The sequence below is a fragment of the Pseudomonas sp. SL4(2022) genome, from assembly GCF_026625725.1.
Classification (GTDB): domain Bacteria; phylum Pseudomonadota; class Gammaproteobacteria; order Pseudomonadales; family Pseudomonadaceae; genus Aquipseudomonas.
Genome location: NZ_CP113060.1, coordinates 1,315,856 through 1,330,631, shown reverse-complemented (window position 1 = coordinate 1,330,631; position 14,776 = coordinate 1,315,856). Strand labels below are relative to the sequence as shown.

General features: G+C 58.0%; 13 protein-coding genes and 2 pseudogenes. 6 read left to right on the top strand and 9 right to left on the bottom strand.

The window, feature by feature from the left end; translation table 11 throughout:
* Positions 1 to 31: 31 nt before the first annotated feature.
* From OU997_RS06420 to OU997_RS06415, 3 genes and pseudogenes are all read left to right on the top strand, one after another.
* Positions 32 to 778 (top strand): hypothetical protein, encoded by a 747-nt coding sequence (locus OU997_RS06420; RefSeq protein ID WP_267809452.1) that lies wholly within the window; start codon positions 32 to 34, stop codon positions 776 to 778.
* A gap of 197 nt (positions 779 to 975) precedes the next feature.
* A pseudogene (locus OU997_RS20965) lies at positions 976 to 1,125 on the top strand (hypothetical protein); the annotation flags it as partial.
* A gap of 84 nt (positions 1,126 to 1,209) precedes the next feature.
* A pseudogene (locus OU997_RS06415) lies at positions 1,210 to 1,404 on the top strand (transposase); the annotation flags it as partial.
* A 105-nt stretch (positions 1,405 to 1,509) separates the two neighbouring features.
* Here OU997_RS06415 and OU997_RS06410 read toward each other — a convergent pair.
* The 5 genes from OU997_RS06410 to OU997_RS06390 all read right to left on the bottom strand — a co-directional run bounded on the left by OU997_RS06410 (position 1,510) and on the right by OU997_RS06390 (position 5,696).
* Positions 1,510 to 2,310, bottom strand: coding sequence for a transporter substrate-binding domain-containing protein (locus OU997_RS06410; RefSeq protein WP_108486217.1), 801 nt, complete (start codon positions 2,308 to 2,310; stop codon positions 1,510 to 1,512).
* A 382-nt stretch (positions 2,311 to 2,692) separates the two neighbouring features.
* A complete protein-coding gene (locus OU997_RS06405; protein WP_158271579.1) occupies positions 2,693 to 3,280 on the bottom strand; it encodes a TMEM175 family protein in 588 nt (195 codons plus the stop codon).
* Positions 3,281 to 3,344: 64 nt separating this feature from the next.
* Positions 3,345 to 3,920, bottom strand: coding sequence for an antibiotic biosynthesis monooxygenase (locus OU997_RS06400; protein ID WP_218276639.1), 576 nt, complete (start codon positions 3,918 to 3,920; stop codon positions 3,345 to 3,347).
* A gap of 58 nt (positions 3,921 to 3,978) precedes the next feature.
* Positions 3,979 to 4,593 carry an isochorismate family cysteine hydrolase YcaC gene (ycaC, locus tag OU997_RS06395; RefSeq protein WP_108486219.1) on the bottom strand — a complete coding sequence of 205 codons (615 nt, stop codon included), beginning with the start codon at positions 4,591 to 4,593 and terminating at the stop codon, positions 3,979 to 3,981.
* A 398-nt stretch (positions 4,594 to 4,991) separates the two neighbouring features.
* The gene (locus tag OU997_RS06390; RefSeq protein ID WP_108486220.1) at positions 4,992 to 5,696 is read right to left on the bottom strand and encodes a pirin family protein; all 705 of its coding nucleotides are present in this window, start codon (positions 5,694 to 5,696) and stop codon (positions 4,992 to 4,994) included.
* A gap of 163 nt (positions 5,697 to 5,859) precedes the next feature.
* Between OU997_RS06390 and OU997_RS06385 the strand changes: the two genes are divergently transcribed.
* A complete protein-coding gene (locus OU997_RS06385) occupies positions 5,860 to 6,792 on the top strand; it encodes a LysR family transcriptional regulator (RefSeq protein WP_267809451.1) in 933 nt (310 codons plus the stop codon).
* Positions 6,793 to 6,996: 204 nt separating this feature from the next.
* Here OU997_RS06385 and OU997_RS06380 read toward each other — a convergent pair whose 3' ends face one another.
* From OU997_RS06380 to OU997_RS06365, 4 genes are all read right to left on the bottom strand, one after another.
* On the bottom strand, positions 6,997 to 7,422 hold the full coding sequence (locus OU997_RS06380; RefSeq protein ID WP_108486222.1) for a BLUF domain-containing protein: 426 nt from the start codon (positions 7,420 to 7,422) through the stop codon (positions 6,997 to 6,999).
* A 163-nt stretch (positions 7,423 to 7,585) separates the two neighbouring features.
* On the bottom strand, positions 7,586 to 8,992 hold the full coding sequence (locus tag OU997_RS06375) for an NAD(P)/FAD-dependent oxidoreductase (protein WP_267809450.1): 1,407 nt from the start codon (positions 8,990 to 8,992) through the stop codon (positions 7,586 to 7,588).
* Between the two features lie 60 nt (positions 8,993 to 9,052).
* On the bottom strand, positions 9,053 to 9,448 hold the full coding sequence (locus tag OU997_RS06370) for a YkgJ family cysteine cluster protein (RefSeq protein WP_108486224.1): 396 nt from the start codon (positions 9,446 to 9,448) through the stop codon (positions 9,053 to 9,055).
* A complete protein-coding gene (locus OU997_RS06365) occupies positions 9,448 to 9,588 on the bottom strand; it encodes a hypothetical protein (protein ID WP_267809449.1) in 141 nt (46 codons plus the stop codon). The genes OU997_RS06370 and OU997_RS06365 overlap by 1 nt, the downstream gene beginning before the upstream one ends.
* A gap of 105 nt (positions 9,589 to 9,693) precedes the next feature.
* Between OU997_RS06365 and OU997_RS06360 the strand changes: the two genes are divergently transcribed.
* Positions 9,694 to 13,284, top strand: a complete 3,591-nt coding sequence (locus tag OU997_RS06360) for a DUF2339 domain-containing protein (protein ID WP_267809448.1) — start codon at positions 9,694 to 9,696, stop codon at positions 13,282 to 13,284.
* Positions 13,281 to 14,651 (top strand): DUF3999 domain-containing protein, encoded by a 1,371-nt coding sequence (locus OU997_RS06355; RefSeq protein WP_267809447.1) that lies wholly within the window; start codon positions 13,281 to 13,283, stop codon positions 14,649 to 14,651. The genes OU997_RS06360 and OU997_RS06355 overlap by 4 nt, the downstream gene beginning before the upstream one ends.
* Positions 14,652 to 14,776 lie beyond the last annotated feature (125 nt).

The window sequence follows — 14,776 nt, the reverse complement described above, 5'->3', positions numbered from 1 at the left end:
ATTTTTATAATTTAATTGTTGGGCGGTTAGTGTGCAGTTAACGGTTTTTGTTTTGGCGGCTGAGAATGGGGTAAAACAGGAGCGTTGGGCCAGTTTTATGAAATGCCCGAAGCAATTTATTGAGGTGATGGGGGAGGCGCTTATTCATCGCACTTTGCGATTGTGTAGGCTGTATTTCAAGTGTGATATTCATCTGCTGGCTATAAACGACTTGTATGATTCGCTGCCTGTTATAAAGTTGGTGCCAGTGTCTTTTGCCACAAAGGCGCATAGCGTATTGAGCGTTCTGGATGAATGGAAAGGTGGCAATCTGGTAGTGCTTTACAGTGATGTGTATTACTCAGAGGCGGCGTTTCAGCGTGTGCTGCATACGCCGGGCACCCATTTTTTTGGTCGCGCTGGGCGGAGTGCATTTACCTTTAAAAATTATGGTGAGTTGTTCGCCTTAAGAGTGGCATGGGACGATAAAGATTATTTAGCTGAAATGCTTCATGTGTGTGTGGATAACTACGGGCGTACTGGGCAACAAAGTTTTTGGGCGCTTTATCGGTTGATGGCTGGCTTTCCTGTTGATAAGCACAGGGTTGAAAGTCAGCTATTTATTGAGATACACGATGAGACGGACGATATTGACTTTCCTCAAGATGTACAGCGAGTTGTTGAGGCTGTAGAGAAACGGCCTAAATGGCGTATACGGTTTTGGCTACGTCGAGCAAGTTTATGGAATAAGCAGCGACGTGACAGTGTGCGAGAGAAGAGATCCCAGAAGCAGCGCTAATGTTGTGTGATATTTATATATTGAATGCCTAACTTAGGTTCAACTTTAAAAAGCCCCCGCCGGCGCGAGCCTGCGGGGGCTTTTTTGTTTTCGGATGGTCTACTAGACGTGTGTTGAGTTTGCGCGCAAGGTTTGACGAGTTTTTCACAGTCTGTCTGGCATAACAGGCACCACTATTGGGCTGCCATGAGGTTGCTATGTCTGCAGTGTTGACAGGAGCGGCGCGCCAGCGGGTCGATTGGGCCGGGCTGGGTTGGGCGTTTGTGTTTTTCTGGTATTTCTCCGGCGTGACCCAGTTGTTGATTCAGCTGACCGGTACGGCGGGGTTTTCTGGCTTTCGTCAGGCGTTGCTTGCCAGAAGTAAAAAAGGGGACAGATTTTTTCCGCCAGCTTTACTAGGCTTAAAGCTTCCACGGAAGGAGGAGGCAGATATGCCGAGAATGGGACGTGTTGTTTTACCGAACTACCCGCACCATGTTGTGCAGCGTGGTCATAACCGCCAGGTGGTGTTTGCTGCTGCCGAAGATTATCAGCGCTATCTCACGGATCTTCGCGAGCTTAAAGATGTATTTGGGGTAAAGGTCTACGCCTACTGCTTGATGACCAATCATGTTCATCTTTTGCTGGAGCTAATGGGGTCGGAGTGATTTATTTTTGATCAATTAGGAATGGTCAGCTGCTAGATAATTCACTCCGACCCCATTGGCTTTAAAAACTGATGTCGCGCGAAATCAAAGATCATTTCCTTTGTATTGAGATAACAACTGATTCATCAAGGTTTTATTTTCGCGAACTTGAGCTATTGCCTCCCAGATTGCCTGCTGCCTTTCTGCGGGGAAGTTGCTGCTGATAGAAAAAGCGGCAAAATAAGATTTTGAGTTGAAAGGCACCGTTTGTATCTTTAATTTATCTTTGAAGGACGGATGTTCAGCAAACAGCTCTGCCATATTGCGAAGCGTGACCACGCTACCGTTGTCTTGAGTCACTAAGCGCAGCAACGTTGCGAGGTCCCCTTTTGACGTGCTGTCCACGTCGTTGAGGCCACCCGCTTTAAGGTCCGCGCCAACCGAATAACCTTGCGGCACCATCACCGGTTTGGGTAAGTCAAGTATGTTGCCTTCAAACTCATAGGGGTTATCCTTGCGGTTAACCACAACATATTCAGCTTGAGTTAATCGAAATGCAGACGCATTGGTGCTGCTCGCATCTGCTGGATAGCTTAGAAACTCGGTGCGTGCTTCCACGTACGAAGCCCTCAGCACCATCTGTACTTCGCCTTTACGCGCCTGTTCAAGGCAAGCAACCCAATCCATAGGTCTAATGCGAAAACGGTCACCGCTAATTTTGCCGGCTTCGTTGAGCATGTCGACATAGAGTCCTTCAGCCTTATTGATTTGTACAAAAGTGAAGGGGTACCAGTAGGCTTTATCAGTACAAACACTGATGGCATCCTCGCTCAGTGCTGGCAAGCAATAGCCACTGAGTGCCAAAAACATACTCAATGAAGCAGAAGCCGTTCGTTTGCTGGCCATTAGAGCCTCCGGATAACCAATGATCTAAGGTGATTGACCGCTCTCTAACCCTAGGTCTGCTCCCCCAAAAATACAATTATTAGACGTGGGGCAGGCGTAAGCGCCCCATTAGCCGCGCCCCATGACAAGACCTTTTTCAGGCGGCCGGAGCTGGCGAACCGCTCTGAGGCAGCAGCGCTGCGTGGCCATCGAGGGTGTTGATCAGCTGCAGGCGTTCGAGCGTGTGGCGCAGGTAAGCGCAAGATTACTGGCCGTTGGCCTTGGTGGTTTCCACCAGGCCATAGAGCTGGTGCGATCGAAGTAAGCTGCTGAGGCCGACTGAAACCGTGATCTATCCGCTGTTATCCCTTTGTGTGGAGGGCGGGTACCTGTTAACGGTTTGTTATGGGTTTGTTCTTTGTGTGCAACTTTTTTCAATATGCTTGTCTGGCATCAGCCAGGCACATGCCACCAGAAAGTAAATTATTAAACTGAGCACAGGTGCAAAAAACGCGCAAACTATGCCGGTCAGGTAGGCCAGCATCGACAACTTGGTCTTGCCCGTCATGGCACACAGCCTCTGTACTTCCGGGTTGTCCGCTTCTTCTTTGGCGACAAACTGTGTCAGCAGAGACCAGGCGAAACTGGACAAAAATAAAATCCCCCCATAAAACGCCAGCGGGTATGAGCTAATAAAGTGCTTTCCCACCCAGCCACTGGCCATGGGAAGAATGGATAGCCAGAAAAGTAAATGTGAATTGGCCCAGAGAATCTTCCCGGTTACCTTGGTTGCGGAAAACCATAGGTGATGATGGTTGTTCCAATAAATACCCACGTAGATAAACGTCAAAATGTGGGCAGTGAATTCAGGAATCAGGGGGACTAGAGATTCCCAGTTGGTGAACTCTGGGGGTTTGAGGTTGAATACCAGAATGGTAATGGTGATTGCCAGTACTCCATCGCTGAACGCTTGTAATCGGGCTGAATTCACTACGGTTACCTTGAAATGATGCAAAAAGAGCGAGTGGTTTACTGTCGTTGGCTGAAGACTGGGTTCAACGGTAAAGCCATTTGGCGACCATGCGCGTATAGCGAGGCATGATTACATACACCATCAGTCCCACAATGCATGTTGCTACCAGCAGTTTGCCAAAGAGCATCGCGGGCAGCCCTTGCCCAGCACCCAGCAGGGGGGCAAGCAGTGCCGGTACGATCACCGTTAGTGGAAAAATGGCAGACAGGGTGAGCAGGAACTGCTTCCAGGAAACCGGCGGCTTGACCGTCGGCGGCGTAAACCAGAAATCCAGTCCGGTCTGCACCACGTAACGGTCACCTTTCTCAAGTAGGTGTTCAATACGCTGCAGAAACTCGCGTCGCACGTCAGACTGCATCCAGCGTTGCAGGGCCTCTATGCCTGAAAAACGAATGATCACGGTGAAGGTAGTGAGATTGCCAACCGGGCGGATCACGTCGGTGGACAAATAGCCTGGAATCTCTCTACAAGCCTCTCCTACATCCTCCAGCCACCGTTCGTATTCGGGCCAGCCATTGCGGCGGGGTTGGTGCACGATGATGGCCGTGACGGTTGTATCTGGGCTGCTGGAGTCAATTGCATGGTTTGTGGCGGTCATGGCAGGCCTATGTCGGGCAAGAAAGCGCACCCGCATTTTTGCAGATGCGCTCCGGGATTTACTTAGCGTTGTAGCTGGTCATCAGGTTTTTGTAGTCGGGAATATGGTTTGCGCAGAGCGTTCCCAGACCTTCGACATCATTGCGCCAGTCACGATGCAGTTCGCAGGCCATGCCAAACCAGGTCATGAGTTGCGCGCCTGCTGTCGACATGCGGTTCCAGGCGGAGTCGCGTGTCAGCTCATTGAACGTGCCAGAAGCGTCGGTAATCACGAACACTTCGAAGTCTTCTGCAATGGCGTCCAGTGCGGGGAAGGCTACGCACACTTCAGTAACTACGCCCGCGATGATGAGTTGCTTTTTGCCGGTGGCTTTGACTGCCTTGACGAAGTCCTCGTTATCCCAGGCGTTGATTTGGCCCGGGCGAGCAATATAAGGCGCATCCGGGAAGAGCGCCTTGAGCTCGGGCATCAGGGGGCCGTTGGGGCCTTGTTCGAAACTTGTAGTCAGTATGGTCGGCAGACCGAAAAACTTGGCAGCATCGGCAAGCGCCATAACGTTGTTTTTGAAGCGATCTGGCTCGATATCACGAACCAGTGACAGCAGGCCGACCTGATGATCCACCAGCAGGACAGCGGCATTGTTTTTGTCGAGCTTGACGTAAGGCTTGCTCAAAGGGTTCTCCTTGGTTTTTTTGGTATGTGCGGCGAGTGTTGTTTGCCTGTGGTCGGGGATGCCGCACGAATCCCCGCAGGTTTTTAATCAGCGTTAGGCAGATAAATCAGGTGAGGTGTGTATTGATAACGGAAAGAGACTAGGGGTCGTTCCCAATTTGTGTCAGGAACTAAGTTCGCAGTGCAAAAATAATACACCCACCCAGATAACCGTTTTATTACCGGCTCGCTTGTTCAGTTTGATTGCTCAGGACACGAGTCGTATGAATGCACTTCACTTTTTCGGTTTTTCTTTATGAAGTTATTTTTTGCTCAACGAACTTGGCTCATCTGGAACCTGCATGATGATCCTGACAGTAAGATCGCCAAGTACTTCTTTGTGGCAGCTGTCCCTTAACGTTAGGCTGCGACGTCGACCAGTACGATTTCGGCGGCTTCCTCTGCGGTCACGCGGATCGACTGCTCACCGGAAATCGCCGCACCATCCTGGGCCTGCAGCGCGATGCCATTGACGGTCACGCTGCCGCGTGCGGCGACCAGGTATCCCCGACGACTCGCATCTGCAAAGCGGTATTCCAGGGTTTCCCCGGGGCTCAGCGCTGCACCCAAAACCCGCGCGTTGGCGCGTATCGGCAATGCCTCTGTGTCATCTGCCAGGCCACTCGCCAAGGTGACAAATCGCCCGCAAATGTCGCCTTTGGGGAAGGGCTTGGTTCCCCACGAGGGCGGACCGCCAGGCTGGTCGGGAATGATCCAGAGCTGAAAGATGCGGGTGATGCCCTGTTCGAGGTTGAATTCGGAGTGCCTGATGCCGGTTCCGGCGCTCATCACCTGCACATCACCTGCAAGGGTTTTGCCCTTATTGCCGAGGTTGTCCTGATGAGTGATGGCCCCCTCGCGCACATACGTGATGATTTCCATGTCGGCATGCGGATGCGGCGAAAAGCCGCTGCCCGGTTGAATCGTGTCGTCGTTCCAGGCACGCAAGGCGCCCCAGTTGTTCCTGTCAGGATCCGCGTAGCTCGCGAATGAGAAATGATGACGGGCCTGTAGCCAGCCATGGTCGGCATGGCCGAGGCTTGATAAGGGGCGACGTTCGATCATGGTAGGGTACTGCTTTAAGATGGTTTAAATAAGGATAATAAGCGTTAATGTTTTCCTTAAAAATAGCAACAATGGAATAGCACCATTTCCATTTTTGCTTAGATGACTGGGCCAGTCAGATAATCCGTTGGCGGGCCGGGAAGGTGATGACTGGAGCGTGCGCTTGAACAAACTTCCTGATCTAGAGGCATGGGCGATCTTCGCCAAGGTTGCCCAAACCGGTTCATTCGTGCAGGCCGCAACGGAGTTGTCGCTGTCGCAGGGGACGGTCTCAAAAGCGATTACCCGGCTGGAGGCGCGGGTCAGGAGCATGCTTTTTCACCGCACCTCGCGCAGCATGACGCTGACCGACAGCGGTGTGATTGCTTTGGAGTTTGCCAACAAGATTCTTGAGGAGGGGTTGGCGGTCGAAGCCGAACTGACGGAACAGGCGGTCAATCTGCATGGGCAGGTGCGTGTGACAGCGCCGATGTCTTTCGGGCTTTCGTATGTCGCGCCTGCGCTGCCGGGGTTTATGGCGCAATATCCTGATATTGCGCTCGATATCGATTTCAGTGACGCGTTGGTCGACCTGATCGAACAGCGATTCGATCTGGCTATCCGGATTGCCAAACTCTCTGATTCGAGCCTGCTGGCGCGGCGCTTGTGCACGGTACGCATTCTTCTGGTCGGTTCGCCCGCCTATTTCGAGCAGCATGGCCGGCCTAGGCATCCTCGCGATCTCGCCGGGCACCGGGCGCTTCAATATGCCTATTCCCCTAAGGGTGAGAGCTGGCGGTTCCAGCATCCGCAGCATGGTGAATTCACGCAAACGATGCATGCGCCGTTGCGAGTGAACAACGCGGAAGCCTTGGTGCCAGCACTCCATGCTGGGCTTGGGCTGGCATTACAGCCTGAGTTTCTTGCCTGGCAGGACATTCAATCAGGACGGCTGGAAACCGCCATTGACGACTGGGAGGTCGAACCTATTGCCTTGCATCTGGTCACCCCGCCCGGAAGGCGGCGTCCCGCGCGAGTACAAACGCTGATCGATTACCTGGGCGATTACTTTGCCACGGTGCCGTGGGCTCACGGAACCGGGCCGGAGCAGGCGTGAATTGGCCGCCCAGATCGTGGGAAAGGAGGCGATTTAATTTCCCGGCTGGTGAGGGCGCCAATCAGTAAAGCTGTCCCCCTGTTGCTTTTCCTAGCTGACTAAAAAGCCTCCGCAGGCATGAGCCTGCGGAGGCTTTTTGTTGGCACTGTTCGCCGGGGGCGGCAACGGTTCTGCCAGGTCATCATTTAGCGTTTGCATCGGTTATCAGGTTTTGGCGATCTGAAAGCGTTCACGCAGCCCCATGAGCAGACCGAGGCAATTGGAGCCGTTCATTTGATACGGCCGGAAGTCATCATCGACACCAAAGCGCAGCAGCAGGTCGCGGGTCAGTTTGGTGATGGGAACATACGCCATGCTCCATTCAGGGAACTGGCGTTCGTCAATCTCGCTGACCTGCAGCAGCAGGAGTTGCTCATGCCGCGAGTCCAGGGCGATGTGTTGATAGAGTTGGTTGACGGCAGTGCGTCCGCCTTCCAATACCTGCAGGAAGAATTCGCCGTTAAAGGCCAGCATGCCGGTGATGCCAACCTTCGCATTGTGTTGGCGAGCGACCTGTAACAGGGCGTCAATTTCATGAGCGCCTAATCCGTTTACCACCTTACTTACATAAAGCAGCCGCACAAGGTACATGGTTATTCTCCTTTTACCATTGGTCAGGCAAACGATAGATGCTCCGCATGGTTTGTGCTGCGCAGAAAGGTTGCATTGTGCAAATTCAGATCAGTGGATTGCGACGCCAATCGCGGCGCGTTGACGGGGGCAGCAAGTGCCTGGCCCAGGTGCTGGATGGGTCTTAGCGCATTAATTTTTCCAGACGGGCGGCCACAGTGCGGGCCATTTTACGCCGCCAGGGGGCGCTGTTTGGGTTGGCCAGTACGCGGTCTTCGAGGGCAAAACTCTGGATGATGGCGTTGTAGCCGAGCCAGCGCAGGGGTTCCGGCTCCCAGCGCGGGAGTCGGTTCAGTGGCTGGTCGCCCAGTACCCAGGGTTGGCGGGTTAGCTCGCTGTGTTGTCCGAGGATCAGGTCAGCCAATGTGCGCCCACCGAGGTTGCTGGCGCCGACGCCTTCGCCGCCATAACCGCCTGCCAGGGCAATGCCGCTGCGCCGGTCGACCAGCATGTGCGGTCGAAAACGCCGTGCCATGCCCAGGTTGCCGCCCCAGGCATGGGTGATGCGCACGTGCCTGAGTTGGGGGAACAGTTCCGCGAAGAGGTAGCGGCGCAATTCGCGCTCATGTTCATGCAGGTTGAAGTCGCTGCGCAAACGCCCGCCGAAGCGATAGCCGCCGCGTGCCCCGAATACCAGTCGGTTGTCAGCGCTGCGTTGGCCGTACGTGACCTGGCGGCTGTTTTCACTGAAGGCCTGGCCCCGTTCCAGGCCGATGTCAGCCCACACTTCCTTGGGCAGTGGCTCGGTAGCTACCAGCAGGCTTTGCACGGGTAGCTGATGCTTGCCCAGCGGTGGGAGGCCTGCTGCGTAGCCTTCAACCGCCGGGACAATCCAGTCAGCACGTACGCTGCCGGTGGCCGTGCGCAGCAGGCCGTTTTGCCAGTCGAGTACGCGGCTTTGCTCGTACAGTTCAACGCCCATGGCCAACACGCAGCGGGCCAAGCCGCGTACCAGCTTGGCCGGTTGGATGGTGGCGCAGTGAGGGCTGTAGAGTGCACCGTAGGCCTTGGCCAGTTGCAGTTGCTTACCCAGGTCAAAGGGCGTCAGCCAGCGGTAATCCGTTTCATCCAGGCCCTGGGCGCGCAAATCAGCCAGCTGCTGTTGCAGGCTGCTGCGCTGCTCGGGATAGCGTGCGGCGCAGTACAGCACGCCGCCTTTGCGGTAGTCGCAGGCAATCTGTTCGCGCTCGAGGACGCTGGCGACTTCATCCGGGATGCCGTGCAGCAATGCGTGGGCGCTGTGCCGTGAGGCATTGGACAGACCGGCCAGCATGCGTTCCTGGCCGAGCAGGTTGCCCATCAGCCAGCCGCCGTTGCGCCCGGATGCACCGAAGCCGGCGATCTCGCTTTCGATAATGACGATGCGCAGTTGTGGCGCCTGGCGTTTCAGGTAGTAGGCGGTCCATAGGCCGGTGTAGCCGGCACCAATGATCGCCACGTCGACCTGCAGGTCTTCGCACAGGGCTGGGCGCGGGGTGAGCGTTTTGCCCAGTTGGTCCATCCACAGGCTGAGGGTATGCCATTGCTGCATCTGGGTAGGCCTATTGCGGGTAATGGCCTTTAGCGTAAACCAGTACAGCGCAGCCGGAACTTAGCTCTTGGGTTTATAGGCGCAATAACCTGGGCGCGGGCCGATTCGTGGGTGGTTGCGGCAGGTGTCCGGGCGTTTGTCGTAGATGGTGCACAGGCGGGTTTTGCGATCGAGGTAGTAGCAGTCGTTGTTGCTCATGCGGGTGAGGGTGAAGATGCCCGACTTCTGATGGAAACGTTCGACGATGCCGTCCTTCTGCAGGCGCTTGGCGATGTTCTTCAGCGGTTCGCTGCGTTCGAACTCATCGACCACGCCGATGCGGATCAGGTCATTCAGACGTGCCTCGACCGGCAGCGTGCAGCAGCTGGACATGCAGCTGTGGCACATGTCGGCAGTGTATTTGGCCCAGGTTTCCAGGCGGTCGAGTTCGGCGGCAGCAATCAGGTTGTTTTTCATCAGCGCAGGCAGGCATCAGTTGTACGGCGCGCGATGATACCGGCCTGACGGCGCTTGTGGATGACTATCTGCCAACTGGTCATCTTTTGTGCTGTTTGCGGACGGGCGAATTTCTTGTTGTGCTGTGATGCGTGCGGCATTCGTCTCTCTGGGTATGCACCGGTCGTGCTCCTATACTGCTGCGCAGTTTGCGCCGGGTGCCGGGCAACGGGATGTTCGGGTTTAGCTGAATAGGAACGCGCTGCATGCAATGGATCTTCATGCTGGTGGGGTTGGTGCTCGGGGCGTTGGCAGATGAGACGCTGACGGCGTCACTGCTGGGCGCTCTGATAGGCTTGGGCCTTGGCCAGGCGCTCAAACTGCAGGGGTTGGCGCGCGAGAATGCTGCGCTGACGGCGCAACTCAAGGCGTTTACGCAGCGCTTCGAGCAAGGCACTGCGGCGCTGTATGAGCGCTTGCTCAAGTTGGAGCAGGCCGCCATGCCAGCTGCCGAGGTGCCGCCTGTGTCGGAACCGATCAGCTCCGTTGTCGAGCCTGCACCTGAACCTATCGTGAGTGCTCAAGCGGCCCAGCCTGAACTGGACTGGACCCTGGATTTTGTCCTGCCAGAACCAGCTTCCGAGCCTGTCACTGTCATGCAGTCCGTGCCTGAGTCCGCTGTCGCGTCGATCGAAACGCTGCCCGCTACACCCAGGAGGCCTGCTGAACCGCGTCAGCCAACCTTGCTTGAGCGGGGCTTTGCGGCGGCGAAGGACTGGCTGCTGGGCGGTAATACGGTGCTGCGTGTCGGTGTCGTACTGCTGTTTCTCGGCCTGGCCTTCTTGCTGCGTTACGCCACCGAAGGCGTGGTGGTGCCGGTGGAGTTGCGCTATGCCAGTGTCGCCGCCAGTGCCGTGGCGTTGCTGGGTTTGGGCTGGTGGCTGCGTCTGCGTAACCCGAACTATGCCTTGATGCTGCAAGGCACCGGGATCGCAGTGTTGTACCTGACGGTGTTCGCTGCGATGCGCCTGCACCCGCTGCTCGACCCTGGTATAGCGCTGGGGCTGTTGGTGCTGGTGACGGTGTTCTCGGCGATCCTGGCGGTGCAACAGAATGCCCTGGGCCTGGCGGCTGCAGCGGCATTGGGTGGTTTCGCCGCGCCGATCCTGACCAGTACCGGCAGCGGCAACCATGTGGCACTGTTCAGCTATTTCGCCCTGCTCAATGCCGGAATCTTTGCCATCGCCTGGTTCAAGGCCTGGCGCCTGCTCAATCTGATCGGTTTTGTCGGCACCTTTGGCATCGGCTTCGCCTGGGGCATCCGCTCCTATAAGCCGGAACTGCTGTGGAGCACCGAGCCGTTCTTGATTCTGTTTTTCCTGATGTATGTGGCCATTGGTCTGCTGTTTGCCCGGCGCAAGCTGCATGAGGCTCTGGACGCGCCCGAGGACCGCGACGCACTGCTGCGCTGGGCGGCGCGCAAGGGCGACTATATCGACGCCACTGTGCTGTTCGGTCCGCCGCTGGTGGGTTTTGGCTTGCAGTTTGCGCTGGTGCAACACCTCGAATTTGCTGCGGCGTTCAGTGCGCTGGCGCTCGGACTGTTCTATCTGCTGCTGGCGCGGCTGCTGGTCGGCCGCACCGGTGATCGTGCCGGATTGCTGGTAGAAACCTGCCTGGCACTGGGTGTGGTGTTCGGCAGCCTGGCGATTCCCTTGGGTCTGGATGCGCGCTGGACTTCAGCCGCCTGGGCGGTGGAAGGTGCGGGTATCTACTGGCTCGGTTTACGTCAGCAGCGCAGCTTGGCGCGGGCGTTTGCCCTGCTGCTGCAGGTGGGGGCGGCGCTGGCATTTGTTATGGGCTTGCGCGGCGGCGAGTTGACCCTGTTGGACGGTGTGCCGCTGGGCGCGTTGATGCTTGGCGTGGCCTTGCTGTTCAGCTGCTGGCAGTTGCGGCAGAACACGCAACACGCCAGCAGTTGGGAAGTGCGTGGTCTGCCGGTGCTGGCCTGCGCCGGCCTGGCGTTTCTCTATCTGCTTGCGCCGTTGCTGTTTGCTGCCCAGGGCACGGCGATCAGCTGGGCGTTGGCCGGTCTGCTGACGTTATGGCTGGGTTTGCGCCTGCAGGCGCGCAGCTTCCTGTTCAGTGCCTTTGCCGTGCAATTGCTTGGTGGTGTGGTGTTTATGCTGGAGATGGCCGGCAATGCGGCCACCGGCATGGGCGGCTTCTCTGCCGGCTGGCAGGGCTTGCTGACTTCGTCCTTGATTGGTTTCGGCCTGATCGCCGGCATGCTGCTGGCCGCTCGTGATCCGCAGGTGGGTAACGACCGCCGCCTGCTGCGCGGGCTGTCGGTTGTGCTGCTGGTTGGGCTGGTGTTTCTCAATCTGGCGGTGCTGTTTGTGCTGCCCTGGGCGACGGCCAGTGCGGTATGGGGCGGCAGCGGGTTGCTGATCATCTGGCTCAGTTTGCATCTGCAGCAGCGCGCCAGTTTTGTCTTCGGTCTGTTGTTGCAGGTGCTGGCGGGGCTGGTGTTTCTCGCAGTCAGTCCGCTGCTGTTCGGTCAGTTGTCGGTCGAGGGGCTTCGGCCGCTGGCTCATATGGATTTCTGGACGCCGCTGGTGCTCGGTGTCGCCGCCTTGATCGGTGCCTGGCGCTTGCAGCAATTGGCGCGCCGCGAGGCGCCCAGCGCCCTGGGTCATTTCAGTTTGCTTGGCCTGGCGCAGTTACTGTTGGTGTGGGGGGGCGCCTGGTGGGCGCTGGCGCTGAGCAGTGAAGTGCTGCGCTTTGTCGCCGCTGAATGGCAGGCAAGTGCCTTGCTCGCGTTGCTGGCGGCCAGTGTGGCCTTGGCCGCGTTTTTGGCCCCGCGCACCCGCTGGGCCGAACTGGCGCTGCTGTGTTGCCTGCTGACACCGCTGGCCGGTGTGGTGTTGCTGTACGCCTGGCATCAGCACTATCACCCGGCCGCACAGTTTGGCTGGCTGGCCTGGGCGCTGCTGTTTGCCGTGCACTTCTGGGCGTTGCGACGGTTGGCGGTGCAGTTGCCGGCTGGCGCGCTGAGCGCCGCCCATGTGCTCGGTTGCTGGTTGCTGCTGGGCGTGCTGGCGCTGGAATTGCGCTACCTGCTGTTGGCTCTGTCGGAGCATTACAACGCCTGGCGCTGGCTGGGCTGGGCGCTGCTGCCGAGTGTCTACCTCTGGCTGATGGCGCTGCCACGGCGCTGGCCATGGCCTGTCGTGGCCTATTCGCGGGAATACCGCTTGCTGGCGGCGGCCCCGCTGGCGTTACTGATGCTGGGCTGGTTCTGGCTGGCCAACGTGGTCAGTGCCGGGGATGCTGAGCCTTTGGCCTACCTGCCGTTGCTCAACCCTCTGGAGCTGGGCCTGCTGTTTGCCCTGGGCGCGGTGTTCGCCTGGGCGCGCCTGGGCCTGGCCGAGCTGGGCGTGGACGGTGTGCACAGTCAGTGGCTGACTCAGGCTGTGGCGGGGGCTTCGCTGTTCGCCCTGCTGACCGCGATGGTGATGCGCACGGCCCATCACTGGGGCGGCGTGCCTTATCAGCTGGATGCATTACTCGATTCGATGCTGGTGCAGGCTGGCTTGTCGATTGTCTGGACGCTGATCGCGCTGCCGCTGATGGTGCTCGGTAACCGCCGTGGCCGGCGCGAGCTGTGGCTGATCGGCGCGGCGTTGATCGCTCTCGTAGTGGCCAAGCTGTTCTTCGTCGAATTGGGTAACCGCGGTGGCCTGGAGCGCATCGTGTCGTTTATTGGGGTGGGTGTATTGCTGCTGGTCGTGGGCTATTTCGCGCCCCTGCCGGCACGCAAGGCGGATGTGGATCAGCCGCAGGAGCAAGCATGATCAGTCGTTTAATTTACCGCGTGGGCAGCGCTGCCTTGCTTGGCTTGCTGTGCGGCGCGCCAGTCCTGGCGCAGGAGCAGCCTGGCGACTATGCCGTGCAATTACAGCTGAGTCTCAGTGGCGAAGGCCCCTGGTATCGTTTGGATGTGCCGATGGCGCTGCATTTCGCTGCGCGTTATGGCGATCTGCGCGACCTGCGGGTGTTTAACGCGGAAGGTCAGGCCCTGGCTTACGCCCTGGTGGCGGGGCAGGGTGAGTCGCGCGACAGCCAGCAGGAGCAGGCGGTCAAGTGGTTTCCGCTGTATGCCGAGCAGGGCGACAGCAGCGCCACGCCGAGCCTGCGGGTGCAGCGCAGCACCAGCGGCACGCTGATCGAGTTGCTTGATGAGGCGAACTCCTCAGCCACCCCCGCCTTGCTGCGTGGCTGGCTACTGGATGCCAGCGCATTGGACGAGCCGCTGGTGCGCTTGCAGCTGGATTGGAGCGGCGGCCAGGACGGTTTTCAGCGCTTCAGCATCGAGGCCAGTGATGACCTGCAAGGCTGGCAGCCCTGGGGCAGTGGTCAGCTGGCGCGCTTGTCTTTCGACGGTGAGCGTATTGAGCAGCGCCAGATCGAGCTACCGGGGCGCAAGGCGCGTTATCTGCGCCTGCTCTGGCAAAGCCCGCAACAAGCGCCACAGCTGACGGCAGCCAGTTTGCGTAGCCAGCGCAGTGATAGCGTGTCGGCACCGCTGGTGTGGTCGCAGCCGCTGGCGGCTACGCGCAGCCCGGATGGTGAATATCAGTGGCAGCTGCCCCTGGCCTTGCCGCTGGAACGGTTAAAGGTTGAGCTTACGCAGGCCAATAGCCTGGCGCCGATCCGCGTTAGCGGACGCAATGAAGCCAAGGGTGCTTGGCAATCACTGACACAGGGGCTGCTCTATCGGCTGCCGGAAAATGGCGTGGAAATCCGTCAGGACGAGCTGGCACTGCCCGGTTGGGCGGTGCAGCAGCTGCGTCTGCAGGTGGATGAGCGAGGCGGCGGCCTGGGCGGCGAGCCACCGCAGATCAAGGTAGCGGTGCGCGCCACCCAGCTGGTGTTTCTGCAGCGTGGCAGCCCGCCCTATCGGTTGGCGTTGGGGCGCAGCGGGGCAGCGTCGGCGGCCTTGCCGCTGACGACCCTGATTCCTGGCTATCAGCCGCAGCGCCTGCAGCAACTGGGCACAGCCGAAGCAGCGTTGCAGGCCGCTAACCTGGCACAGCAAGAGCGGGCAGCGGTGAGCGATAGCGGCTGGAAGCGTTGGGGCTTGTGGCTGGTGTTGTTGCTTGGGGTTGGACTGCTGGCGCTGATGGCGGTCAGTCTGTTGCGTAGCCCGAAGGCTGAGTAGAGTCCTCTAACAGAAATAAAGCCCAGCTACCTAACGAAATTTGCAGTATGGTTGGCACCTTCAATTGATTGGCGTTTGAGGTCAGGAAGGCCCTTGCGTATTTCTATTTTGACCCGTGTTTGGGT

Bases quoted from the DNA above. Each gene is read 5' to 3' on its own strand.
- OU997_RS06355 (WP_267809447.1), top strand. From the start codon at position 13,281: ATGATCAGTCGTTTAATTTACCGCGTGGGCAGCGCTGCCTTGCTTGGC.
- OU997_RS06365 (WP_267809449.1), bottom strand. From the start codon at position 9,588: ATGCCGCACGCATCACAGCACAACAAGAAATTCGCCCGTCCGCAAACA.
- OU997_RS06400 (WP_218276639.1), bottom strand. From the start codon at position 3,920: ATGACCGCCACAAACCATGCAATTGACTCCAGCAGCCCAGATACAACC.
- OU997_RS06360 (WP_267809448.1), top strand. From the start codon at position 9,694: ATGCAATGGATCTTCATGCTGGTGGGGTTGGTGCTCGGGGCGTTGGCA.
- OU997_RS06370 (WP_108486224.1), bottom strand. From the start codon at position 9,448: ATGAAAAACAACCTGATTGCTGCCGCCGAACTCGACCGCCTGGAAACC.
- OU997_RS06380 (WP_108486222.1), bottom strand. From the start codon at position 7,422: ATGTACCTTGTGCGGCTGCTTTATGTAAGTAAGGTGGTAAACGGATTA.
- OU997_RS06375 (WP_267809450.1), bottom strand. From the start codon at position 8,992: ATGCAGCAATGGCATACCCTCAGCCTGTGGATGGACCAACTGGGCAAA.
- OU997_RS06410 (WP_108486217.1), bottom strand. From the start codon at position 2,310: ATGGCCAGCAAACGAACGGCTTCTGCTTCATTGAGTATGTTTTTGGCA.
- OU997_RS06390 (WP_108486220.1), bottom strand. From the start codon at position 5,696: ATGATCGAACGTCGCCCCTTATCAAGCCTCGGCCATGCCGACCATGGC.